Origin of the sequence: Cellulosimicrobium sp. TH-20, from assembly GCF_002105775.1 — a bacterium.
Classification (GTDB): domain Bacteria; phylum Actinomycetota; class Actinomycetes; order Actinomycetales; family Cellulomonadaceae; genus Cellulosimicrobium; species Cellulosimicrobium funkei.
In genome coordinates this window covers 794,611-817,473 of sequence record NZ_CP020857.1, presented here as the reverse complement: position 1 = coordinate 817,473, position 22,863 = coordinate 794,611, and the positions used below count along the sequence as shown (strand labels likewise).

General features: G+C 75.4%; 25 protein-coding genes and 1 tRNA gene. 10 read left to right on the top strand and 16 right to left on the bottom strand.

The annotated features are described in order from the left end of the window. Positions 1-5 precede the first annotated feature (5 nt). Together B8281_RS03725 and B8281_RS03720 are read right to left on the bottom strand one after the other, a co-directional pair. A complete protein-coding gene (locus B8281_RS03725) occupies positions 6-509 on the bottom strand; it encodes an FHA domain-containing protein (protein ID WP_034652653.1) in 504 nt (167 codons plus the stop codon). Between the two features lie 10 nt (positions 510-519). Then, positions 520-1,227, bottom strand: a complete 708-nt coding sequence (locus B8281_RS03720) for a DUF3662 and FHA domain-containing protein (protein WP_021480387.1) — start codon at positions 1,225-1,227, stop codon at positions 520-522. Positions 1,228-1,628: 401 nt separating this feature from the next. Here B8281_RS03720 and B8281_RS03710 point away from each other — a divergent pair. Then, positions 1,629-1,712, top strand: a tRNA-Leu gene (locus tag B8281_RS03710). 123 nt (positions 1,713-1,835) lie between these two features. On the opposite strand, the gene B8281_RS03705 is transcribed toward B8281_RS03710, so the two are convergent. Continuing rightward, positions 1,836-2,285 (bottom strand): DUF6389 family protein, encoded by a 450-nt coding sequence (locus B8281_RS03705; RefSeq protein ID WP_085386954.1) that lies wholly within the window; start codon positions 2,283-2,285, stop codon positions 1,836-1,838. 90 nt (positions 2,286-2,375) lie between these two features. Here B8281_RS03705 and B8281_RS03700 point away from each other — a divergent pair, with 90 nt between their 5' ends. The 3 genes from B8281_RS03700 to B8281_RS03690 are packed head-to-tail and all read left to right on the top strand — an operon-like array spanning position 2,376 to position 5,248. After that, on the top strand, positions 2,376-2,750 hold the full coding sequence (locus B8281_RS03700; RefSeq protein WP_024841614.1) for a PadR family transcriptional regulator: 375 nt from the start codon (positions 2,376-2,378) through the stop codon (positions 2,748-2,750). Beyond that, complete coding sequence (locus tag B8281_RS03695; RefSeq protein ID WP_085388591.1) at positions 2,750-4,126, top strand: permease prefix domain 1-containing protein; 1,377 nt, start codon at positions 2,750-2,752, stop codon at positions 4,124-4,126. The genes B8281_RS03700 and B8281_RS03695 overlap by 1 nt, the downstream gene beginning before the upstream one ends. A gap of 39 nt (positions 4,127-4,165) precedes the next feature. Then, positions 4,166-5,248 (top strand): squalene cyclase, encoded by a 1,083-nt coding sequence (locus tag B8281_RS03690; RefSeq protein ID WP_085386953.1) that lies wholly within the window; start codon positions 4,166-4,168, stop codon positions 5,246-5,248. On the opposite strand, the gene B8281_RS03685 is transcribed toward B8281_RS03690, so the two are convergent. From B8281_RS03685 to B8281_RS03670, 4 genes are all read right to left on the bottom strand, one after another. Then, positions 5,173-6,228: an ABC transporter substrate-binding protein gene (locus tag B8281_RS03685; RefSeq protein ID WP_085386952.1), complete on the bottom strand. Its 1,056-nt coding sequence runs from the start codon at positions 6,226-6,228 to the stop codon at positions 5,173-5,175. The two genes, B8281_RS03690 and B8281_RS03685, sit on opposite strands and share 76 nt — an antisense overlap. Positions 6,229-6,319: 91 nt before the next feature. Further along, complete coding sequence (locus B8281_RS03680; RefSeq protein WP_021482257.1) at positions 6,320-7,189, bottom strand: ABC transporter ATP-binding protein; 870 nt, start codon at positions 7,187-7,189, stop codon at positions 6,320-6,322. Between the two features lie 29 nt (positions 7,190-7,218). Next, positions 7,219-8,310, bottom strand: coding sequence for an iron-enterobactin ABC transporter permease (fepG, locus tag B8281_RS03675; protein ID WP_232322664.1), 1,092 nt, complete (start codon positions 8,308-8,310; stop codon positions 7,219-7,221). Next, positions 8,307-9,395 (bottom strand): iron chelate uptake ABC transporter family permease subunit, encoded by a 1,089-nt coding sequence (locus B8281_RS03670; protein ID WP_085386951.1) that lies wholly within the window; start codon positions 9,393-9,395, stop codon positions 8,307-8,309. Before B8281_RS03670 ends, fepG begins: the two co-directional genes overlap by 4 nt. Before the next feature lie 183 nt (positions 9,396-9,578). On the opposite strand from B8281_RS03670, the gene idi reads away from it, so the two are divergent. Further along, positions 9,579-10,175 (top strand): isopentenyl-diphosphate Delta-isomerase, encoded by a 597-nt coding sequence (idi, locus tag B8281_RS03665; protein ID WP_051027835.1) that lies wholly within the window; start codon positions 9,579-9,581, stop codon positions 10,173-10,175. 35 nt (positions 10,176-10,210) lie between these two features. Here idi and B8281_RS03660 read toward each other — a convergent pair whose 3' ends face one another. From B8281_RS03660 to B8281_RS03650, 3 genes are read right to left on the bottom strand one after another with little or no spacing between them, the layout of a single operon-like run. Further along, positions 10,211-10,951, bottom strand: coding sequence for a hypothetical protein (locus B8281_RS03660; protein ID WP_085386950.1), 741 nt, complete (start codon positions 10,949-10,951; stop codon positions 10,211-10,213). Then, entirely contained in the window at positions 10,948-11,763 is an 816-nt protein-coding gene (locus B8281_RS03655) for a hypothetical protein (protein WP_085386949.1), read from the bottom strand. The genes B8281_RS03660 and B8281_RS03655 overlap by 4 nt, the downstream gene beginning before the upstream one ends. Next, entirely contained in the window at positions 11,760-12,764 is a 1,005-nt protein-coding gene (locus tag B8281_RS03650) for a hypothetical protein (protein ID WP_137281383.1), read from the bottom strand. The genes B8281_RS03655 and B8281_RS03650 overlap by 4 nt, the downstream gene beginning before the upstream one ends. Before the next feature lie 195 nt (positions 12,765-12,959). On the opposite strand from B8281_RS03650, the gene B8281_RS03645 reads away from it, so the two are divergent. Then, on the top strand, positions 12,960-13,808 hold the full coding sequence (locus tag B8281_RS03645) for a class I SAM-dependent methyltransferase (RefSeq protein WP_085386948.1): 849 nt from the start codon (positions 12,960-12,962) through the stop codon (positions 13,806-13,808). A gap of 416 nt (positions 13,809-14,224) precedes the next feature. Here B8281_RS03645 and B8281_RS03640 read toward each other — a convergent pair whose 3' ends face one another. Continuing rightward, complete coding sequence (locus tag B8281_RS03640; RefSeq protein ID WP_198163138.1) at positions 14,225-15,133, bottom strand: SDR family oxidoreductase; 909 nt, start codon at positions 15,131-15,133, stop codon at positions 14,225-14,227. Positions 15,134-15,219: 86 nt separating this feature from the next. On the opposite strand from B8281_RS03640, the gene B8281_RS03635 reads away from it, so the two are divergent. Continuing rightward, complete coding sequence (locus B8281_RS03635; RefSeq protein ID WP_232322663.1) at positions 15,220-15,744, top strand: low molecular weight protein-tyrosine-phosphatase; 525 nt, start codon at positions 15,220-15,222, stop codon at positions 15,742-15,744. Here B8281_RS03635 and B8281_RS03630 read toward each other — a convergent pair. From B8281_RS03630 to B8281_RS19685, 4 genes are all read right to left on the bottom strand, one after another. Then, complete coding sequence (locus B8281_RS03630) at positions 15,727-16,332, bottom strand: VanZ family protein (protein WP_085386946.1); 606 nt, start codon at positions 16,330-16,332, stop codon at positions 15,727-15,729. The two genes, B8281_RS03635 and B8281_RS03630, sit on opposite strands and share 18 nt — an antisense overlap. 164 nt (positions 16,333-16,496) lie before the next feature. Then, positions 16,497-17,645 (bottom strand): alpha/beta hydrolase, encoded by a 1,149-nt coding sequence (locus B8281_RS03625; RefSeq protein WP_085386945.1) that lies wholly within the window; start codon positions 17,643-17,645, stop codon positions 16,497-16,499. 95 nt (positions 17,646-17,740) lie between these two features. Next, the gene (locus B8281_RS19690; protein WP_232322662.1) at positions 17,741-18,349 is read right to left on the bottom strand and encodes a DUF1992 domain-containing protein; all 609 of its coding nucleotides are present in this window, start codon (positions 18,347-18,349) and stop codon (positions 17,741-17,743) included. A gap of 65 nt (positions 18,350-18,414) precedes the next feature. Next, positions 18,415-19,038, bottom strand: a complete 624-nt coding sequence (locus B8281_RS19685) for a hypothetical protein (protein WP_232322661.1) — start codon at positions 19,036-19,038, stop codon at positions 18,415-18,417. A 122-nt stretch (positions 19,039-19,160) separates the two neighbouring features. Between B8281_RS19685 and B8281_RS03615 the strand changes: the two genes are divergently transcribed. Both B8281_RS03615 and B8281_RS03610 read left to right on the top strand, forming a co-directional pair. Beyond that, entirely contained in the window at positions 19,161-20,345 is a 1,185-nt protein-coding gene (locus B8281_RS03615) for a pyridoxal phosphate-dependent aminotransferase (RefSeq protein ID WP_085388587.1), read from the top strand. Between the two features lie 95 nt (positions 20,346-20,440). Further along, entirely contained in the window at positions 20,441-21,334 is an 894-nt protein-coding gene (locus B8281_RS03610; protein WP_232322660.1) for an endonuclease/exonuclease/phosphatase family protein, read from the top strand. Between the two features lie 22 nt (positions 21,335-21,356). Here the strand turns inward: B8281_RS03610 and B8281_RS03605 are convergent, their stop codons facing one another. Continuing rightward, positions 21,357-21,725 carry a hypothetical protein gene (locus B8281_RS03605; protein ID WP_198163137.1) on the bottom strand — a complete coding sequence of 123 codons (369 nt, stop codon included), beginning with the start codon at positions 21,723-21,725 and terminating at the stop codon, positions 21,357-21,359. 215 nt (positions 21,726-21,940) lie between these two features. Between B8281_RS03605 and B8281_RS03600 the strand changes: the two genes are divergently transcribed. Further along, a complete protein-coding gene (locus B8281_RS03600; protein ID WP_043653108.1) occupies positions 21,941-22,858 on the top strand; it encodes a LysR family transcriptional regulator in 918 nt (305 codons plus the stop codon). The last annotated feature ends 5 nt before the right edge of the window (positions 22,859-22,863 follow it).

The following is a 22,863-nucleotide window of genomic DNA, read 5'->3' as shown; positions in this document are numbered from 1 at the left end:
GCGGGCTACCTCTGCAGCTCGACGACGGACTGACCGATCCGCACCCGCGTCCCCGGGCCCAGGGGGGTGACCTGGGCGATCCGCTGGTCCTCGACGTAGGTGCCGTTCGTGGAGCCCAGGTCCTCGACGAACCAGGACCCGTGCTGCGGGAAGATGCGGGCGTGGCGCGACGACGAGTAGTCGTCGTCGAGGACGAGCGTGCAGCTCGGCGCGCGGCCGATGAGGATCGACGATGTCGTGAGCGGGATCGTCGTGCCGGTCAGCGGGCCGGCGGTGACGACGAGCCGCGACGGTCCCGCGGGCGCGGCGGGCCGCGACGGCTCCGGGGCGGCGGGGGTGGGGCCCGACGTCGGGCGGGCGGCCGGGGCCGGACCGCCCTTCTTGCCGCGGCGCGGCGTGATCTTCGTGCCGTACAGGTCCCGACGTAGCACCCCGATCGCGGAGAGCACGAACACCCAGAGCAGCACCAGGTAGCCCAGCCGGAGCAGGGTGAACGTGAGATCGGTCATGCGGGCCGGATCACCACTCCTCGTTGTCGGACGCGCCGGTCCAGAACATGATGCGGGTCCGGCCGATCGTCAGGGAGTTCCCGTCGAGCAGCGTCGCGGCCGGCACCTGGTGCCCCTCGACGAACAGCCCGTTCGTGGAGCCGAGATCCGTCGCGATCACACCCTCCGGGGTCACGCGGATCTCCAGGTGGCGCCGCGAGACGCCAGGGTCGTCGACGACGATGTCGGCCTCCGAGCCGCGGCCGATCACCGTGACCGGGCCGGTGAGCAGGTAGCGCTGCCCGTCGATGTCGACGAGCGGGTGGCGCGTGCTCGGGGACGCCGTCGTGGCGGGGGCGACGTTGCCGCGCACGCTCGCCGAGCGCAGCTGGAAGCGGCCGACGTCGAGCGTGTCGTTCTGCTCGAAGCTCACGCTCACGGGGCCGACGAACGCGTAGTGCTGCGACGCGGCGTACTGGGTGACGTTCGACGCCAGCTCGTCGGCGAGCGTCTCCGCGCCCCACCCCTCGACCTGGCCGAAGTCGTCCACCGACAGCTCGATGGTGAACTCGTTGGGCACGACCGTGCGCTCGCGGTCGACGACGGCGGCGCGGTCGTCGACCTCGCGCCGCAGCGCGCTCGCGAGCTCGACGGGCTTGACCTCGCTGCGCCCGACCTTCGCGAACGCGTTGTTCACGACGCGCTCGACGCCCTTCTCGAAGCGGTCCAGGACTCCCATGCCACCTCCTCCCTCGTGCTCGCTCGTGCCGCGGCTCACGCCGCGCGGATCTCGTCTGCTCTGCCGGCACCCTTCCCCGGTGGCCCCCCGCGCACCCGCGTCCGGGCAGACTACCTAGATCGTATCGATCGCGTCGGACCAGGAGGCCCGTTTCGTCGGACGATTACCGGACGGATGTGGCGCTTTCGTGGCGGAGCGTGTGAACGTCGGGCGTCCGCTCCCCCGCCGAGCACGAGGTTGCCGTCGTCCCGCCGCTCTTCCCGGGAGCGACGACGTGCTCGAGGGCGACGAAGGTCGTGGTCGGCGACGGGGCCGCGCCGCGGTGCGTCCGGGTGGCGGGCGTCACGCAGGACGGCGCGGTGCCGGTCGGTCGCCCGCGCCGTGCTAGTCTTCTGCGGCACGCGCGAGTGGCGGAATAGGCAGACGCGCACGGTTCAGGTCCGTGTGCCCGAAAGGGCGTGGGGGTTCAACTCCCCCCTCGCGCACGTGACGAGGTCCCGGTCAGGTCGTCCCTGACCGGGACTTTCGCATTCCCGGCCCTTGCTCTTCCTCCAGGCGGCGCCTCCGGGGGTCGCCCCCGGCGACCACGCGTGGCCCGGCTCCCCCGCTCACGGCGCGAGCGCGCGCGGCACGGAGGTGCCGTGGCCGTCGTGCCCGTCCGCCACGCCCCGCACGCGCGACCTGCCGCGCGCTGCGGCGTCCCACACGTCCACGACCCAGTCGGCGGCGGTGTCGACGACGACGTCGCGCGCGTCGTACGGCTCGCGGCCGGGCGCGACGAGCGGCACGTCCGGGACGGGGCCGTCCTCGCCCTGCACGACCTCGAACAGCGTGCGGTGCGGCGCGATCGCGCGGTCGAGCACGGCGGCGTCGGGGCCGTCGAGCGACACGACGACGTCGAACGTGCCCTCGCCGTCCTGGTCGGGGAAGACGGTGACGACGATCTCCTCCGCGCGGTCCGGGAGCGCGTCGACGACGGCGCGCAGGCGGCGCACGGCCTCCGGCGTCGCGGCGTCGAGGTGCGCTCGCACGAGGCGGGCGTGGGTCGCGGCGTCCATCGCGTCACCGTAGCGCCGGGCGAGGCCGCCGAAGCCAACCCTAGATCTGCTAGGGTCATAGCCCCTAGAACAACTAGGCATAGGAGCGTTATGCGTATCGACAAGGACCTCGTGGCCGCCTCGGCCACCCCGCTCGTGCTCGGGATCCTCGCCGACGGCGAGTCCTACGGCTACGCGATCCTCAAGCGTGTGGACGAGCTCTCGGGCGGCCGGATGCAGTGGACCGACGGCATGCTCTACCCGCTGCTGCACCGGCTGGAGCGCCTCGGGCTCGTCGAGGCGTCCTGGGGCACGTCCGACGTCGGCCGGCGCCGCAAGCACTACGCGATCACGGCCGCGGGGCGCGAGGCGCTCGTCGAGCGCCAGGCGCAGTGGGACGTCGTCGCGCACGCGCTCCAGCAGGTGTGGCGCTCCGCCCAGGACGGGCTGCAGAGCCCGCCGCGCGTCGCGGAGGGGTGGGCCTGATGGGCGCCGCGACCGCGCCGGCCGGCGCCGCGAGCCCCGGCCCGCACGCCGCGCTCGAGGCGCAGATCGACCAGTGGCGCGGGTACGTCCGGCGCCGGGAGGCGATCTCCGCGGCGGACGTCGACGAGATGGAGGACCACCTGCGCGAGCGGGTCGAGGACCTGCGCGCGACGGGCCTCGACGACGACGAGGCCTTCCTCGTCGCCGTCAAGCGCATGGGCACGCTCGACGACCTGTCGCGCGAGTTCGCGCAGGAGCACTCCGAGCGTCTGTGGAAGCAGCTCGTCCTCGTGGGCCAGCAGCCGGGCCGCACCCGCTCGTGGCGCGAGCTCGCGGTCGTGCTGGGGCTCGCCGTCGCGGTGGGCGTCACCGTCAAGGTCGCGACCGTGCTCCTGCCCTGGGAGACGGTCGGCCTCAACGTCGGGCTCCTCGTGCTGCCGTTCCTCACGGCCTACCTCGCGTGGAAGCGCCAGGTCACGCTGCGCGTCGTCGGCGCGCTCGTCGTGCCGTTCGTCGTGCTGGGCGTCGTGCTCAACGTGTACCCGTTCGCGCCCACGGACGCGACGTTCGTCCTCGCAGCGCTCGCCGCCCCGGTGACGCTGTGGTCCGTCGTCGGGCTCGCCTACGTGGGCGGGCGGTGGCGCTCGGACGCGCGCCGCATGGACTTCGTGCGGTTCACGGGCGAGCTCGCCGTGTACTACACGCTCATCGCGCTCGGGGGCGCGGTGCTGCTCGGCCTGACGATCGGGGTCTTCTCGCTCGCCGGCGTCGACCTCGAGCCCTACCTCGACACCTGGATCCTCACCCTGTGCGTCCCGGCGGCGCTCATCGTGGCCGCCTGGCTCGTCGAGGCCAAGCAGAACGTCGTCGAGAACATCGCGCCCGTGCTCACGCGCGTGTTCACTCCGCTGACGCTCGTCATGCTTCTCGCCGCGTTCGTCGTCCTCGCGACCGCGGGGAACCTCGCGGCCGTCGACCGCGAGCTGCTCATCCTCATGGACGCGATCCTCGTGCTCGTCCTGTGCCTGCTCCTCTACTCCGTCTCGGCACGCGACCCGCTCGCGCCCGGGTCGTTCTTCGACGGGCTCCTGGTGGTCCTCGTCGGCGCGGCGCTCGCCGTCGACGCCGTCGCGCTCACCGCGATGCTCACGCGCATCGCCGAGTTCGGAGTGAGCCCGAACAAGGCGGCGGCGCTCGGGCTCAACCTCCTGCTGCTCGTCCACCTCGCGTGGTCGGCCGTGCTCGCGACGGCGTTCCTCCGCGGGCGCCGGCCGTTCGCCGACCTCGTCGCGTGGCAGACGCGCTTCCTCCCCGTCTACGCGGTGTGGGCGGCGGTCGTCGCCCTCGTGTTCCCGCCCGTGTTCGGCTTCGCCTGACCGACGGCGGTCGGCCGTCCCCTGGCGTAGCGTGACGGGATGGCCGACCGACCGTCCGGCGGGCCGGTCGACGACGACGTCGTCGGCTGGCTCCTCGACGCCGACCCGGCGCTGCGCTGGCAGGTGGAGCGCGACGTCGTGCACGCCCCGCCCTCCGTGTGGCGGGCGACGCGGGCGCGCGTCGCGACCGAGGGCTTCGGCGCCCGGCTCCTCGGCCACCAGGACCCCGACGGGCAGTGGGCGGGCGGCGCGTACTTCCCCGCGGACGTCGGCGGGGACGGCGCGGCCCCGCCGGACGCCGAGGGCAGGCCCGAGGAGGGCCAGCCCTGGACCGCGACCACCTGGTCGCTCGTCGCGCTGCGCGAGTGGGGTCTCGACCCCGAGGTGCTCCGCGCGCGCCGCACGCCCGAGCTGCTGGCCGAGCACTGCCGCTGGGAGTACGACGACCTGCCCTACTGGGGCGGCGAGGTCGACTGGTGCATCAACGGGTACACGCTCGCCGCGGGCGCGTGGCTCGGCGTCGACGTGACGGGGCTGCTCCGCACCGTCCTCGACGGTCGGCTGCCCGACGGCGGGTGGAACTGCGCGTGGGTCGAGGGCGCGACCGTGTCGTCGTACCACTCGACGCTCAACGCGCTCAAGGGCCTCCTCGCCTATCAGGAGCACGCCGGGGCAACGGACGAGCTGCGCGCCGCGCGCCGCGCCGGCGAGGAGTACCTGCTCCGCCGCGGCCTGTTCCGCCGGCTCGGCACCGGCGAGCCCGTCGGGGACTGGGCGTTCCGCCTCGCCTACCCGTTCCGCTGGTACTACAGCGTGCTCAACGCGCTCGTCTACCTGCGCGCGGCGTCGCTGCTCGACGGCACGCCGCCGGACCCGCGCGCGGCGGACGCGGTCGAGCACGTCCGCCGCGCGCGGCGCCCGGACGGCACCTGGCTCCAGGGCCGGCGGCACCCGGGCCGCGTGTGGTTCGAGGTCGACGCCCCCGCGGGCGAGCCGTCACGCTGGCTCACGTACCACGCGACCGTCGTCCTCGACTGGTGGGACGGTCAGGACGCGGGCGGCCCCGAGACGACCTCGGCGCCGTCGAGCACCGCGATGAGCTCGTCGAACCACTCGACGTAGCTCGCCCACGTGAACGGACGCTTGTCGTCCCAGCCGACGACCTGCCCCGCCTGGACCGCGGGCAGGCCCGCGTAGACGGGGTTCGCCGCCATGGCCTCGTCGGAGCCGGTGTAGCTGAGCACGACGTCCGCCGGGTAGTCCGGCACGCGCTCCCAGCTGAGCTCCGCCCAGGCCTGCTGGTCCTGCGGGCCGCCGATCGTGAAGCCCAGCTCCTCCAGCAGCGCGAGCTGGCCCAGGGTGCGCTGCCCGACCCACAGCTCCTCGGCTCCGTTGAGCGGCAGGATCGTCAGCGGCTTCTCCGCCGCGATCGCCCGCAGGGTGTCGAGGCGCTCGTCGAACGCGGCGCGCGCCTCCGCGACCTCCGGGGTGTCCGCGTCGCCGCCGAGCGCCTCCGCGAGCGACGCGTAGTCCTCGATCACCTCGACGACGGGCCGGCCGGAGAACTTCATCCCGACGAACGGCGCGACGGCGGTCGCCTCCTCGGTGATCTTCTCGTCCCACCACCGCCACGCCGTGCCGTCCTCCGTGCCGAACCCGATCACGAGGTCGGGGTCGAGCGCGAGCAGCTTCTCCAGGTTGAGCTCGGCGTCGGTGCCCACGACCTCCATCTCGTCGACCCGCGCGTTGCCGATCGACAGCGCGCCCGTGTCGGAGAAGCCGTACCCGAACACGCCGTCGGGCCGCACGCCGTAGTCCCACAGCGCGGCGGCCGAGTAGCCGTCGACGACGAGGCGGTCCGGCGCCTCGTCGAGCTCGTACGTCGTGCCGTGGCCCGAGGACGTCCACGACCAGCCGTCGGCGCTCGCGGACGGCTGGCCGTCGCCGGCGCCGTCGGCGCCCGCGTCGGTGCCCGGGGAGCACGCCGCGACGACGGCCGTGAGACCGAGCGCGAGCGTGGCCGCCGCGACCGCGCTGGCGGGCCGGCGCCGTGGACGGGGCGCGCCGGGCAGGGTGGACGAGGGACGGGTCGTGCGGGTCATGCGGTGCTCCTCCGACGAGGCGGTGCGGGCGAGCGCAGGACGGTGGGGGGTCGGTCGGGCGGGGTGGTCCGACCGGGAGAACGGGGCCGCGTCAGGCGCGGCGGGGCCGGCCCTCGGGCACGACGAGCGGGGTGCCCGTCACGGGGTCGGCGATGATGCGGCACGGGAGGCCGAACACGTCCTCCACGAGCTCGGCCGTGACGACCTCGCCCGGCGCGCCCTCGGCGACGATCGCGCCGTCCTTCATGGCGATGAGGTGGGTCGCGTAGCGGCACGCGTGGTTGAGGTCGTGCAGGACGGCGACGAGCGTGTGCCCGCGGTCCCGGTTGAGGTCGGCGCACAGCTCGAGCAGCTCGATCTGGTGGGCGATGTCGAGGAAGGTCGTCGGCTCGTCGAGCAGGAGGAGGGGCGTCTCCTGCGCGAGGACCATCGCGACCCACACGCGCTGGCGCTGACCGCCGGACAGCTCGTCGACGAGGCGGCCCGACAGGTCGGTCGTGCCGGTCGCGGCGAGCGCGGCGACAACGGCCGCCTCGTCCTCGCGCGACCACTGGCGCAGGAGCTTCTGGTGGGGGTAGCGCCCGCGCGCGACGAGGTCCGCGACGGTGATCCCCTCGGGCGCGATCGACGACTGCGGCAGGAGGCCGAGGCGGCGCGCGACCTCCTTCGCGGGGATGGACGAGATGGAGCGGCCGTCGAGCACGACCTCGCCCTGCGACGGCTTGAGCAGGCGCGACAGCGCCCGCAGCAGCGTCGACTTGCCGCACGCGTTCGGCCCGACGATCACCGTGAACGAGCCGTCGGGGATCGTCACGTCGAGCCCCGACGAGATGACGCGGTCGTCGTAGCCGACGGTGATGCCGTCGGCGTGCAGGCGGTCGGCGGCGGGGGCCGAAGCGCGGTCGGCGGTGCCGGGCGCGGCCGCGTCGTGCGGGGCGTCCGCGAGCTGGGTGGGTGCCACCGGGGTCCTTCCGGTCTGCGGGGTCGGGGTCACTTGCGGGCCTCGCGGACGAGGAGCCAGACGAGGTAGGCGCCGCCGACGCTCACGGTGACGACGCCGACGGGGAGCTGGGTCGGGGCGAACGCGCGCTGCGCGACGAGGTCGCTCGCGGCCAGGAGCACCGCGCCCATGCACGCGGCGGGCAGGATGCGCACGCCCGCGCTGCCCGTGAGGCGGCGCGCGAGCTGGGGTGCGGCGAGCGCGACGAACGCGATCGGCCCGGCCGCCGCGGTGACGAGCGCGGTGAGCGCGACGCCGAGGACGACGAGCGCGAGCCGCACCCGCTCGCTGCGCAGGCCCAGCGCGGCCGCGGCGTCGTCCCCGAGCTCGAGCAGGCCCATGCGCGGGGCGAGCCACACGAGCGGCAGGGCGAGGAGCGCGGCGAGCACGCACGCGGGGATTGCCTGCGCCCACGTCATGCCGTTGAGCGACCCCGCGCCCCACACGGCGGCGGCCATCGCGGTCTCGAGGTCGGCCTTGACGATGAGCCACTGGTTGGCGGAGGCGAGCATCGCGGACACCGCGATGCCGACGATGATGAGGCGGAACCCCTGCACGCCGCGCCGGTAGGCGAGGACGTACACGACCCCGGCGGTGACGATCCCGCCGACGAGCGCGCCCGCCGCCACGCCGACGTACCCGCCGCCGAGCAGCATGATGACGACGAGCGCCCCGGTGTACGCGCCCGTGTTGAAGCCGATGACGTCGGGGCTGCCGAGCGGGTTGCGCGTGAGCGACTGGAAGATGGCGCCGCTCGCGCCGAGCGCCGCGCCGAGCACGAGCGCCATGAGCGCGCGCGGGAGGCGCCACTCGACGACGACCATGTGCACCGGGCCGTCGGCCGCGCCGACGAGCGCCTGGAGCACCTGCGGCACGGTGAGCGGGTAGTCGCCGGTGGTGAGCGCGACCACGCCGACGGCCAGCGCGACGAGCAGGAGCGCCCCGCACACCGCGAGCGTGCGCAGGTCGAGCCGCAGGCTCACGCCCCGGCCGCGCACGACGCGCGTCGGGCGGCCGAAGTCGACGCGCCGGTCCGGACCGGGCGCCCCGGCCGGGAGACGGTCCTGCACCGGGGCGCTCACAGCCCGCTCGCCTTCGAGCGGCGCACGAGCGCGATGAGGACCGGGGCACCGACGAACGCGGTGACGATCCCGACCTGGAGCTCGCCCGGCATGACGACGACCCGGCCGACGACGTCGGACACGAGCAGCAGGACGGGCGCGAGCACCGCCGAGTACGGGAGGATCCAGCGCTGGTCCGGGCCTACCGTCCACCGCGCGACGTGCGGCACCATGAGGCCGACGAACGCGATGGGCCCGGCCGCGGCCGTCGCCGCGCCGCACAGGAGCATGACCGCGACGCCGACGAGCACGCGCGTGCGTCCGACGTTTGCGCCGAGCGAGCTCGCGAGGTCGTCGCCGAGCGCGACGGTGTTGAGCGGGCGCGCGACGACGAGCGCGATGACGAGCCCGATCACGACGAACGGCGCGATCGTCCCCGCCATCTCCATCGTGCGGCCCGCGAGCGAGCCGGCGCCCCAGAAGCGCATGCGGTCGAACGCCGCCGGGTCGAGCAGGGTGATGCCCTGCGAGACACCGCCGAGCACCGCGCCCAGCGCGACGCCCGCGAGCGTCAGACGCACGGGCGTCGCTCCCCCGCGGCCCTGCGACCCGATGGCGTACACCGCGACGGTCGCGACGACGGCGCCCGCGAACGCGAACCAGATGAACGACCCGATGTCCGTGAGCCCGAGGAACGCGACGGCCAGCACGACGGCGAACGCGGCGCCCGCGTTGACCCCGAGGATGCCCGGGTCGGCGAGGGGGTTGCGCGTCATGGCCTGGATGAGGGCGCCCGAGACGCCGAGCGCGGTGCCGACGAGCAGCCCGACGACCGTCCGCGGGAGGCGCAGGTCGCGGATGATCACGTGGTCGCCCGAGCCGTCGTAGCCGGTGAGGGCGTCCCAGACCGTGCCGAGCGGGACCGGCTTCGAGCCGACGACGAGGCTCAGCACGACCGCGAGCACGAGGATCGCGAGGGCGACGAGGAGCCCGAGGCTGCGCCCCGCGTTCGTGCGGGCGACCCCGGCCGGGCGGTCGGCGCGGTCGGCCGGTGCCGTGCCGCCGGGGACGTCGGCCGTCGTGGCGGCGGTCGCGGGCGAGGTCATGGTGCTCGGATCTGCTCGAGGGCGCTCGGCCCGGCGGGTCAACACGAGTGAGGTTACCCTCACCTTAATTCACGCCCCGGAGGGTCCGGCAAGATCGTCCACGAACCCGGTGGAGTGACCCCGCTCACCGTCGGTGCCGGAGGGGGTTGCCGGTCCGCGAGCGGCGTGTGCGAGAGTGGCCGCATGACCTCGCACGTCCCCGTCGCCGCCGACCACGTCGTCACCGTCGACGACCAGGGTCGCCGGACCGGCACCTTCGAGCGCGCCGCGGTCCACACGACCGAGACGCCCCTGCACCTCGCCTTCTCCTGCTACGTGCTCGACGACGCGGGCCGCCTGCTCCTCACGCGGCGCGCCCTCGCGAAGCGCACGTGGCCCGGCGTGTGGACCAACTCGTTCTGCGGGCACCCGCGCTGGACGGAGTCGACCGAGGAGTCGATCCTCCGCCACGCGCGGCACGAGCTCGGGCTCGAGATCGCGGACCTGGAGGTCGCGGTCCCCGGGTTCCGCTACCGGGCCGTCGACGCGTCGGGCGTCGTGGAGAACGAGATCTGCCCCGTCTACGCGGCCCGTGCGGCGGGCCCGGTCGAGGCGAACCCCGACGAGGTGATGGAGCTCGCCTGGGCCGACCCGCGGGACGTCGCGCGCGGGGTCGCCGCCACGCCGTGGGCGTTCAGCCCGTGGATGGTGCTCCAGGTCGGGGCGCTGGGCGGCGCGAGCACGGCCGGCGACGGCCCGACGGCGCCCCTCGCCGCGGCCTTCGGTCCCGCCTCCGCCTGACCGCGCCCGGCCCGCGACCGGGTAGGGGCGAGGAGTCAGACGCGACGGAGCTGCGCGCGGCGGAACCGCTCGGGGATGCCCAGGTGGTCGGCGTCCTCGGCGGTCGAGCGCAGCCGCCGCGGCGGGAGCGCGTGCGGGAGGACCGCGTCGGCGCCGGGGACCCGCGCGTCGTGCATCGCGGCGGCGAGCGCGTGCACCAGGGGCGCCTGCCGGGACGGCCGCCGCGTCGAGAAGACCCACAGGTCGAAGCCGGGGGCGGTCGCGAGGTCGACGGGCTGGCCCTGCGCCCACGCGTGCCGCGCGACGACCGGCGACACCGCCAGGAACGTGACCGGCCGGCGCGACCACAGCACCGTGCGCGACGCGCCGCTCACGCCGCGATCGGCCATGAGGAGCCCGATCGTGCGCTGGTTGCCCACGACCGCCGAGACCGTGCGGGGGTCGATCCCCGACCACGGGATCACCGTGGGCCGCAGGAACGGCGCGAACGAGCCCACGACGATGCCGCCGTCGAGCACGAGCAGCTTCTCCGAGCCGAGGAACCACAGCAGGACGCCGAGCACGGCGGCGACGGCCACGAGCAGGACGGCCGCGGCGACGACCTCGCCGTCGGCGAGGCTGGCCACCGGCGCGAGCAGCACGAGCACGAGGACCACGGCCCACGCGGGGCCGTTCGGCGTCGCGGCCTCGACGTGCCGCAGGCGGCCGAGGCGCGACGCGTCGGCCCAGTGGCGCACCTTGCGCGTCGCGCGGTCGCCGGTCGGCGCGGCCGTCATCGGCCGAGCAGCTCGGCGGGGAGGCGGCGCAGCGTCGCCGGCCCGACCTCCGACAGCTCGAGCGTGACGGGCGCGCCGTCGGCGTCGTGCTCGCCGCCGCGCACGACGTACACGCCGTCCGGCGTCGCGTAGACGCTCACCCGGACGAGGGTGTCCGAGCCTGCGCGCACCGCCCCGAGCACCGTGACGGCGACCGCTCCGGAGAGCTCCGGCGACGTGCGGGCCTCCGCGGCGAACTGCTCGGTCGTGAAGGTGCGGGCGCGGCCGTCGAGCACGGCCTTCGCCGCGGGGTCGAGGAACACCGCGAGGCGCCCCGCGAGCTCGGCGAGCGGGTAGACGCTGAAGGAGTGGTGGCCGCTCGGCCCGACCTCCTCCTCGAGCACCCGGTCCTCGTCGTGCAGGTAGACGTACACCCAGTGCTTGCCGAGCGCCGTCGTGCGGTCCGCGGAGAGGATGGCCGACGCCGTACGCCGCAGCACGAGCGGGCCCGTCACCTCGGGGACCGCGTCGATCCCGACCTGCGGCTCGCCGCCCGGCCCGGGCGGGCGCTCCTCGTCGGACGGCACCACGAGACCCCGCGCGAGCAGCGACCGCAGGGCCACGCGCCCCACGAGCGTGCGGTCCGCGCCTTCCTGCGCGTCGAGCCAGGGCAGCGGGACGAGCTGCGGGTTCTGGAGCCCGTCGAGGATCGCGACCTCCTCGTCCGTGAGCGTGACGACGTGCGTCACCTCGCCGGGCGCCGTGCGCGCGAGCGTCTGCTCGGCGGCCGCGATGTCGGCCGCGGACCACTGCATGGTCGGCTGCTGGGTCACGAGAAGAGGCCTCCGATGAAGTCGCCGGCGGCGGAGAGCCCGTCGCCGATCGCGTCACCGACGTCGGACGCGACGTCGCCGATGGTATCGGCCGCGTCCCCGACGAAGCTCGTGACGTCGTTCCAGCCGTCCGCGAGGTACGGGCCCGGGTCCGAGAAGAACCCCGTGATCGAGTCCCAGTTGTCGTAGACGAGGTTGCCGAGCGCCCAGACGCCCGCGACCGCCGCCGCGCCCGCGACGACCGCGATGCCGACCGGGTTGGTGAGGAGCCCCGCCGCGATCGCCATGGTGCCCGCGCCGCCGATCACGGACAGGACGCCCATGCCGCGGTCGACGCCGCCGCGCACGCCGTCGTACTGGGTGTTGACGATCTGGTTGATGCCGCCGACCACGCCGGCTGCACCGCCGGCGAAGCCCATGAACCGGGAGAACGTCGTGGCCCGCCCGAGCACGCTCAGCGCGTCCCCGACCGCCATCCCGCGCGTGAGCTGCAGGGCGCTCGCCGCCGCGGGCGACAGCGCCGCGAGCCGGCTCGCGTCGAGGAAGCCGCGCGCGGCGAGGAAGGTGCGGTACGCGATCCACGCGCCGCTCCCGGCGCCCCACGCGGACAGCGCGGTGTCGCCGACGTCCCAGATCGACCCGTCGAGCGGGTCGCCCGCGCCGGGAGGGCCGCCGCCGGGGCCGGTCGGCACGCCGGGCCCGGGGACGCCCGGGGACGGGATGGACCCGCCCTCGGTGCTCGTCGCGAACTGCTGGTCCGCGTGGCGCAGGACGGCCTGCGACGCCTCGGAGAGCGTCTGGCTCACGCCGCGCAGCAGCGCGACGGACGTGCCGGTCCACTCGCTGCGGAACTGGTCGGCGTCGCCGCCCTGCCAGCGGCCCGCCGCCTCCACGAGGCCGCTGACCTCGGACGTCGTGCTCACGAGCTGGTCGGAGGCGGACCGCAGCGACTGCGCCAGCCTCCGCAGCTCGTTGACGTCCGCGCCCCACATACCGCTCACGTCGTCCTCGTCCCCTCGTCGGTCGTCCGGCCCGCCGGCACCCGGTGTCCGGGACGCGCGAGGCGGGCACCGGGGAGGCTATCGTGCGCGCCGTGGTGCGGGCGATGGGGAGTCCTCCCCGTCGGGTCGTGGCGCGCCCGCGCCCGCGCACCGCTCGCGTTCGGCTCCGGCGCCCGGGCGGGTGACAATCGACCCATGCCTGACGCGGTACCCGACACCCCCGCCACCCCCGACCGCGCGAGCGAGGCGCCGGTGCCCGCCCGGGACGCCTCGTTCGAGGAGCACGTCGCGTGGGCCCGCGCGGTCCCGGTCGTCGGGTTCGACCTCTCCCCCGTGGCGGGCCGCGTCGTCGAGGACCCGCTGCCGTGGGACTACGTGGCGCTCGCGCGCGAGCTCGTCGCGAGCGGGCGCGGGCCCGTGCTCGACCTCGGCACGGGCGGCGGCGAGCTCCTCTCCACGCTCGGCCCGTTCCCCGCGGGCTCCGCGGCGACGGAGGGCTGGGCCCCGAACCTGCCGGTGGCCCGACGGCGGCTCGAGCCCCTCGGCGTCGAGGTGCGGCCCGTGGAGGGCGACGACGAGCAGCTCCTGCCGTTCTTCGACGGCCAGTTCGCGGTCGTCCTCGACCGGCACGAGGAGTTCGACCCGGACGAGGTGCTCCGCGTCCTGGAGCCGGGCGGCGTCTTCCTCACGCAGCAGGCCGACTCGCGCGACGGCGTGCGTCTGAGCACCGCGCTCGGTGCCGAGCCGGCGTGGGACCCGGACTCGGTCACGCTCGACGCCGCGGTCGAGGTGCTCCGCGAGGCCGGGTTCGTGGTCGACGCCGCGCGCGAGCACGAGGGCCTGCGCCGGTTCCGGGACCTGTCCGCCCTGCTCTGGTACCTGCGGCTCATGGCCTGGCAGGTGCCGGAGCTCGCGTCGCTCTCGCCCGAGGCGGTCGCGCGCTACGAGGCGCCCCTGCGCGCCCTGCACCTGCACCTCGCCGCGGGCCACGAGTTCGTCGACGAGGCGCCGCGCTTCCTCGTGGTCGCGCGCAAGCCCTTCTGACGCCTACTCAGCGTCGGGGTGCGGGCAGCAAGAAGCCCGCGGGCTGGAGGGTTCCTCCTGTCGTGCTGGACGAGGGCACGACACCCGCGGGCTCCGGTGGTTGCGTGGTACTCGCTCGCCGCCGGGGGCTCCCCTCGGAAGACCCCGCCCGGTTCACGGGCTCACCGCATCCGGTCCGTTGCTGGATCGGTTGCGCGACGACTAGCGCGCAACCACCTCACGAGTCCGAAGAATCTTCACTTCCAGGACCACCTCCTTTCGCGTGTACGACGACGGTACGTCCGCCTCCCGCGGCCACGCCAGGGGTTTTCGCCCACGGCGTGGAACCGCCGTGGCGCGTCCCGCCCGGTCGCCCGGTCGGTCCTTCGAGGGTCGGCCGGGCGACGCGCGGTCCGACGTCGCGCGCTCGACGCGGGTCAGGCGGGGCGCAGGTGCGCCCACTCCTCGGGGTAGTCGTCGAGCCACGCGGCGAACGACTGCGCGGGTCGCTCGACGAGCCGCGGGACCGTGTCGCTCACGTGGGCGAGCTCGCCCGCGGCGATCGCCGTGTACGACGACACCCAGCCGTCCACCTCGAACCGCGGCGCCCCGTACCGGTCGCGCGACGCGTACGCCTCGTCGACGGTCTCGGGGTGGTACGTGATCTCGCGGCCCGTGGCCGACGACAGCTCGGCCGCGACCTCGGCGAGCGTGAGCGCCTCGGGGCCCGTGACGTCGTAGGTGACGCCGTCGTGGCGGTGCGCGTCGGCGTCGAGCAGCACGACGGTCGCGACGTCGGCGATGTCGTCGTGCGAGACCGACGCGACGCGCCCGTCGCCCGCGGGGCCGCGGATCACGCCGTCGTCGCCCACCATGAGCGCGAGCCCGCGGTGGTAGAGGTTGTCGCGCAGGAACGTGTGCCGCACGCCCGTCGCGCGGATGTACTCCTCGGTGCGCCAGTGGTCACGCGCGAACGTGAACACGGCGTCGGGGGCGGCGCCCACGAACGACACGTAGACGATGCGGTGGACGCCCGCCGCGACGGCCGCGTCCACGGCCGCGCGGTGCTGCGCGACGCGGTCGACGTCCTCGCGCGCGGACACGAGCAGGACGGTGTCCACGCCGGTGAACGCCTCGACCATGCCGCGCGTGTCCGTGTACCCGGCGACGACGGCGACGTCCGACTCCGGCAGCGGGTCGTCGCCCAGGCTGGGCGCGCGGGCGGCGTCGCGCACCACGAGGCGTTGCGGCGCGCCCTCGGCGGCGAGCCGGAACGCGAGCTTCGACCCCAGGAGACCGCTCGCGCCCGTCACGGCGACCCGTCCCGACCCCGCCCCGATCATCATCTCCTCACGGTAGGCGCCCTGGTCACGGGCCGCCCGACGACCGGCCTGGACGGGAGGGGAGCGCCCTCCTCGCGCAGAATGGGGCCATGTCCAGTGCCGAGACCCGCCCCGGGCCCTACCGCGTCATGACCGTCTGCACCGGCAACATCTGCCGCTCCCCCATGGCCGAGGTGGTGCTGCGCGACCGCTTCGAGGCGGCCGGTCTCGGCGACCGCGTCGTGGTGGACTCGACCGGGATCAGCGACGAGGAGCGGGGGAACCCGATCGACCGCCGCGCCCGGGCCGTCCTGGCCGAGCACGGGTACGTCGTCGACGGGACGCACCGGGCGCGTCAGGTGCGCGCGGGCGACCTCGGCGCGCGCGACCTCGTGCTCGCGATGACCGCCCAGCACGCGCGGGCGCTGCGGCGCCTCGACGCGTCGGCGCCGGTGCGCCTGTACCGCTCGTTCGACCCGGCGGCGCCGCGCGTCGAGCCGGGCGGGTCCGAGCACGTGCTCGACATCGCCGACCCCTGGTACGGCGGGCAGCAGGACTTCGAGGACTGCCTCGCCGAGGTCGAGGCCGCGGCTGACGGGATCGTGGACCTCGTGCGCTCAGAGCTCGACGGCTGAGCGCGCGCGACGGGCGTCCGTCCCGTCGGCGCGTGACCCGCGCAGCGGGGCCGTGGACCAGCGGAAGCGGTCGAAGAACGCGTCGAGCGCGGGGACGCGGGACAGCACGGTGAACAGCCCGAGGCCGAGCACGCCGCCCACGACGTTGAAGAGCAGGTCGCTGGCGTCCGCGACGTGGCCGCCACCCAGCAGGTGCGAGGTGACGTACTGGGTGACCTCGATCGCGAGACTGAAGGCCGCTGCCGTGAGCACGACGCGCCACCACGACGGCCGCGCCAGGAGGAGCGGCAGGAGCACGCCCAGCGGCACGAACACGAGGACGTTCATCACCGCGTCGGCGACCTCGTAGTCCACGAGGGGCACGAGGACCAGGTGGGCGTCCCACGCGGCGCTGCTCGCCGGCTTGTCGAGGAAGATCGGGAACACCGTGTTCGCCACGACCCCGGCCGCGTAGACGGCGAGCGCGAGCGCGACGGCGGCCCGCGGCAGCGTGAGACGACCGGACCGGTGCAGGCGCCACAGCAGCAGCCCGAGGACCACCGCCCCCAGCGGGACGACGACGGGGAGGACGGGGACCTCGCGAAACACTCGAACCGCTCCTTCAGCTGACGACGCCACGCACGACGTCGCCGACGGTAGCGGTGCCCCGCCACCCGGGAGATCCCCCGACGGTGCGACCCCGGCCGCGGCGCCCTCCCCCTGCGGGTGGACCGGGGCGCGCCGCCCGAGGTGTCATCGGGTGTCGTCGAGCGTCACCGGCGGCGGGTCCGCCCGCGCAGCGTCCCGACGGCGGTGCCCACGGACCGCGCGACGGACCGTCCCGCGTGACGCACCGTGGCACCGAGCCGGCCGAGCGCGCGGCCCACGCCGCCCGTCGCGCGCGGCGCGCCGCGGGGAGAGGGGGCGACGGCGTCGGGCACGGGCGGGGTGACGGGCGCGGGCCGCGGCAGGTACGCCCCGACCCACTGCGCGATCCGCCCGTAGGCGAGCGCGCGCACGGGCCGGGAGGAGAGGACGACGTCGTGCAGGGCGCCGTCGAGGCGCGCGACCGTGACGAGGTCGCCGAGCTGGACCGAGCGCTGCGCGACGCCGTCCACGTCGATCGCCGTGTCGGTGTGCATCATCTCCGGCGTCCACCGCGGCAGCAGCGTGCTCCGGGCCGAGAGCAGGACGAGCACCGGCGCGCCGATCCCGAGCCCGCGCGCGACGGTCTGCTGCCCGCGGAAGACGGCGGACAGCCACGCGGGCGTCGTCCGGAAGCCGTGCTGCGGGCGCCAGGCGAGGTCGTAGGACCACTCGCCGTCGAACTCCTTGCTCACGGAGCGCGTGTAGAAGCCGAGGTCGACGTTCGGCAGCGGGCGCGTGGGCGTGAGCCGGGCGCGCGCGCCGATCACGGGCTCGAGCAGAAGACGGCCGACCTCGCGCGTCTGGAACTCGAGCCACGGGCTGTTGAGGACGAGCGCCGCCGCACGCCCGGGGTGGCGCGCGAGCCACAGGCTCAGCGTCAGGCCGCCGGTCGAGTGGCCCATGAGCACGACCTCGCGCGGGGACCGCCCGTCGCCCCGGTGGCCCATCGCGACGAGCGCGGCCTCGATGTCCTCGTCGTACGTCGCGAGGTCGGCGACGAACCCGGGAGTCTGGCCGGGCCTTAGGCTGCGGCCGTACTTGCGCAGGTCGAGCGCGTGGAACCGCGCGCCGTGCGCCTCCCAGAAGTCGGCGAGCTCGGTCTGGAAGAAGTAGTCGGACCAGCCGTGCACGTACAGCACGTCGAGGTACGGGTCGGGCCCCGGGCGCCGGCGCCGCACGAGCGTCGCGACGACGTCGCCCTCCTCGTCGGGCGCGAGCGGCAGCGTGAGCTGCTCGTAGTCGTCGCCCAGGACGTCGGGCTGCCAGTCCGCCATGCGGCCGACCCTAGGCGGGCCCGACGACGACCGCCCGCCCGGCGGGTCGCGGACCGGTCGGGCGGGGTCGGGTCCGGTCGGGCCGGTTCCGGTGGTCAACGGTCGGCGCGGCGGGCGCGCCAGCGCGCGACCTCGTGCTCGACGTCGCGCGTCGGGGTCACGACGGGCGGCCCGCCGAGCAGCTGGCGGCGGGCGTCGACGACGCGCGCGTTGAAGTCCGCGAGGATCTCGCGCACGGCCTGCTCGTCGAGCTCGCGGTCGAGGCGGTCGTCGAGCTCACGGTCCTCGGTCTTGAGGAGCATCGCCGGCGGCCCGAGACCGGTGAGCTGCTCGCGCTCGATGACCGCCTTGAGCCACCAGTCCGGGTCGTGCGTGCCCGTGAGCCCGGGGATCGGCTTGCCCGCGAGCGGGAGGTCGTCGAACTCGCCGCGCCGGACCGCCTGGTCGATCACGGTGTCGACGTACATCGCACGGTCCTCGGGTCGTACACGACGTGGGCCCCCGGCCGGGAGGTCGTCCTCGCGCGCCTCGGCCGCGCCGCGCGTGCCGGGTTCGCCCGGCGCGTCCACGGGCTCACGGCGGGCGGGGTCGTCGTCGGACGCCTCCCGCTCCGCGGCCTCGCGCGCGGCCTCCCGCTCGACCCGGTACTGCGCGGCCCGCCGGACGGGGTCGTCGTCCGGGGTGCGGGAACGTCGTCGGAACACGAGCACCTCCCTCGTCGTCTCCGCCCAGCGTAGGCAGCCGCGGGCCGGCCGGACGAGCAGAGAGCTCAGCCGTCGAGGAGCGGGTGGTACCGGCGGCGCAGGGCCCGGTCGAGGGCGGCCAGCACGCCGCCGACCGTGAGGACCGTGTTCACCGGGCCCGGGAGGTCCGGCACGAACGGCGGCGTCCAGCCGGTGAACTGCGACGCCAGCTCGAGCAGCTGCGGCACCTGCGTGAGGAGCGCGACCGCGAGCACGACCCACGCCGTCACGCCCACGGCGCGGCTCGCCGTCGGGCGCTCGCGGTCCATGCGGTCGCGCCACGCCTCGGCGGTCCCGGGCAGCGGCGGGACGTCGTGCACGGTGCCGACCGCGTCCACGACGCGCACGTACCGCATCCCGTAGGTGCTCATCCTCGCCTCCAGCGTCGCGCCCCCGAGGTCGAAGCGGGCTCGCGAGCGCTGCTCGTCGACGAGCCGACCGTCCCGGTACAGCCGGATGCGCTCGTCCCAGTCGAGGAAGTCCACGGCCACGACGTACTCGTGGCCGCCGTGCCGGAGCCCGAACGCGCTGCGCCACAGGACCGCCCACCCGCGGACGGGGCGGAAGGTCGCGGCGCGGTCCCGCCCTCCGCCGCGGTCGCCGTCCTCTCGGTCGTCGGGGCCGTCGCGCCAGGCGTCGTCGGTCGTCATGGTCCCATCCGACCCCGGGCGTCGGGCACGGCGCGTCCGCCGGACGACCGACACCCCGGTGCGCGGCCGGCCGACGTCCGACGAACGGATGACCCGGGCATGATGGGCTCATGCCCGGGTCGATGAAGGTCTCACGCCGCTCCCACGTGCCGCCGTTCGCGGTGATGGAGGTCCTCGCCGAGGCGAACCGGCTGCGCGACGCGGGCGCGTCCGTGCTCAACCTCTGCGCGGGCGAGCCGTCGACCGGGGCGTCGGACGTCGTGCGGCGGCGTGCGATCGAGCTGCTCGAGCACGGCGACCTCGGCTACACCGAGTCGCTCGGGGTCCCCGCGCTGCGGCGCGCGATCGCCGAGCACTACGACCGCTGGTACGGCGTCGAGATCGACCCGGCGCGGGTCGCGGTGACCACCGGGTCGTCCGGCGGGTTCCTCCTCGCGTTCCTCGCGGCCTTCGACGTCGGCGACCGCGTCGCGCTCGCCCGCCCCGGCTACCCCGCGTACAAGAACATCCTGCGCGCGCTGGGGTGCGAGGTCGTCGAGCTCGACTGCGGCCCGGAGACGCGCTACCAGCCCACGGTGTCGCAGCTCATGGAGGCGTACTACGACGGCGGCCTCGACGGGCTCGTCGTCGCGAGCCCCGCGAACCCGACGGGGACGATGATCCTGCCCGCCGAGCTCGACGCCGTCGCGACGTGGTGCACCGACCACGACGTGCGGCTCGTCAGCGACGAGATCTACCACGGCATCGTCTACGGCGACGGCGCGGACGGTCCGGCCGCGGCGCTGCCCACGGCGGCGCGGTACGTGCCCGACGGCGCGGTCGTCGTCAACTCGTTCTCGAAGTACTGGGCGATGACCGGGTGGCGCCTCGGGTGGCTCGTGCTGCCGGACGAGCTCGTCGGGCCGGTCGACGCGCTCGCCGGGAACGTCGCGCTGTCGCCGCCCGCGCTCGCGCAGCACGCGGGCGTCGCCGCGTTCTCCCCCGAGGGGTACGCCGCCGCGGCCGAGAACGTCGCGCGGTACGCGGCGTCGCGCGAGCTCGTGCTGTCCCGGCTCGACGACCTCGGGTGGTCGCGCGTCGCGCCCGCCGACGGCGCCTTCTACGTCTACGCCGACGTGTCCGGGGACGGCCTCGACTCCGTGACGTGGTGCGCGCGCCTGCTCGCCGAGGCGGGCGTCGCGCTCACGCCCGGCACGGACTTCGACGGCGTCCGGGGCGGGGACTGGGTCCGGCTGTCGTTCGCCGCGGCCCCGAGCACGGTCGCCGAGGCGGTCGAGCGGATCGCCGCCTGGCGCCGCACCCTCTGACAGGCCCGGGGCGCGTCGCCCCCGCGGCGTCCCCGGTGCCGGGCGGGGGACCCGCCCTGGTCGCGACGGTCCGCGGCCCGCGCGAGGATCGTCCGGTGCCCCACGACTCCCGTGACCTGACCGACGGACCGCTGCCCCCGCGACCGGAGGGCGCCCTGCGCCTCGCGACCTTCAACACGCTGCACGGTGCCGCGCTCGACGGGACGGTCGACGTCGAGCGGTTCGCGCGCGCCGTCGCGTACCTCGACGCCGACGTGCTCGCGCTCCAGGAGGTGGAGCGCGACTCGCCCCGCTCGCACCGCGCCGACCTCGTGGCCGTCGCGGCGGAGGCGCTGCGCGCCGAGCACCGGCACCTGTCCCCCACGCTGCGCGGCGTCTCCGGTGCGTGGGTGCGCGCGGGCCGGCCCGGGTCGGGCGTGCGGCGCGTCCCCGGCGTCGCGTCGTACGGGATCGGGCTCGTCAGCAGGTTCCCCGTCGAGCGGTGGTCGCGCCTCGAGCTCGACCGGATGCCGTGGCGGTCGCGCGTGCGGCGGCGACGGCCGGGGACCGCGACGGGGGCCGCGCGCCTGCTGCCGTTCCGGGTGGTGCCCGACGAGCCGCGCGCCGCGCTCGCCGCCGCCGTCCGCACGCCGTGGGGGCCGCTCACCGTCGTGACGGCGCACACGACGTCGCGCCCCGAGTTCACCGCGGACCAGCTCCGGTCCTTCACGGGGGCCTGCGCGCCGCTCCCCCGCCCGCTCGTGCTGCTGGGCGACCTCAACCTGCGCGCGCCCGAGCCGGCAGAGATCACCGGGTTCACGTCGCTCGCCGACGTGCTCACGCACCCCGTGGACCGGCCCGTGCGGCAGATCGACCACGTGCTGGCCGACGGCCTGCCCGGCGGCCCGACCGTCCGGGCCCTCGGGCCCGCCACGGCCGTCGACACAGGGCTGTCCGACCACCGCGCGGTCGTCGTGGACGTCGTCCTGGAGCCCGCGCCGGGCGCTTAGCGCTGAGCCGGGCCGGGGGTGGTCAGGCGGCGAGCCCGACCTCCTGGGGTGCGGGGTCGCCGTCGGCGCGCACGGCGGCCGGTGCGGAGGCGGCCGCCGTGATCCCGGCGGCCTCGGCGAGCGCGGGACGGCGCGCACGGCGCGCCCGCACGATGACGACGATCGCCTGGGCGCCGATGAGGACCCACACGAGGTTCGCGGCGACGGACGGCCACACGCCGTTCGCGGCGGCGACCATGCCCATGAGGCCTGCGGCGGTGAGGTTGGTGAGCTGGAACGGGGCGGACGACGGCGCCCAGCGGCCACGGCTGACCATCGCGTAGGCGACGACGCCGGCGGCGGCACCGATCCAGCCGAGGAACATGACGATCGCGTCGAGGGTGACGGGCACAGCGGTACTCCGGTGACGAAGAAGGGGTGGAGGGGGTACCGCGACGCTGCGGTGGCTGTGCGCTCCGGGCCGATGGCTGGTGGCGCGGGTGGTGCGAAGCTCGGGCGCCGACCCGTAAGGAGGAGGAGGTAACCGACCGGCGCCACGACAAGTGTGAGGCCTTCCGAGGTTCAGCACAATCGAAGGATTCTGCACCGGGCGTTTAGCATCTCTACATGGCGACGGACCCACGCAGACTTGGTTTCCTCCTTGCCGTGCACCGGGGCGGAGGCATCCTCGCGGCAGCGGATCTCCTGCACGTCACCCCGTCCGCGGTCTCCCAGCAGATCCAGCGGCTCGAGGCCGAGGAGGGGGTCGTCGTGCTCGACCGCGGACCGCGCGGCGTGACCCTCACCCCGGCCGGTCGCGTGCTCGCCGAGACCGCCGAGCGCATCGAGACCGAGCTCGTCGAGGCGCGCAAGGCGCTGGCCGCGCTCGGCGACGAGGTGAGCGGGCGCGTCGCCGTCGGCTCCTTCCAGACGGCGATCCGCGCCGTCGTCGCGCCCGTCGCCGGAAGGCTCGCCGAGACCGCGCCGGGGATCGAACTCGACGTGCAGGAGCGCGAGCCCACCGAGGCCCTGCGGCTGCTGCGCGCGGGCGAGCTCGACGTCGTGCTCCTCGAGCGCGACTACGAGGCCGACTCCCCCGCCCCGCGCGGCACGCGCGAGATCGTCCTGCTCGACGAACCGTGGCGGCTCGTCGTCCCCGCGGGCATGCCGACGCCCACGCGCCTCGACGACGTGCGCGACGCCGTCTGGCTGGGACCGGAGCCCGGCACCGCCGCCGCCCGTGCGCTCCGGCGGCTGGCCCGCGGGCTCGGCGGGACCCTGCGCACGCGGCACAACTACTACGACTTCGACGTCGCGCTCTCGCTCGTCGCCGCCGGGCTCGGTGTCGCGATGCTCCCGGCGCTCGCCGTGGAGGGCGGCGCGTCGGACGAGGTGCCCGACGGCGTCACGGTCGTCGGGCTGCCCGGCCTCGGCTCCCGCCGCCTCGTCGCGCGCCACCGCGCGACCCGGCACGAGCCCCGTCCCGTGGTCTCCGCGGTGCTCGACGAGATGGTCGCCGCCGCGGGCGACATCGCGTTCGCCTGACGCCG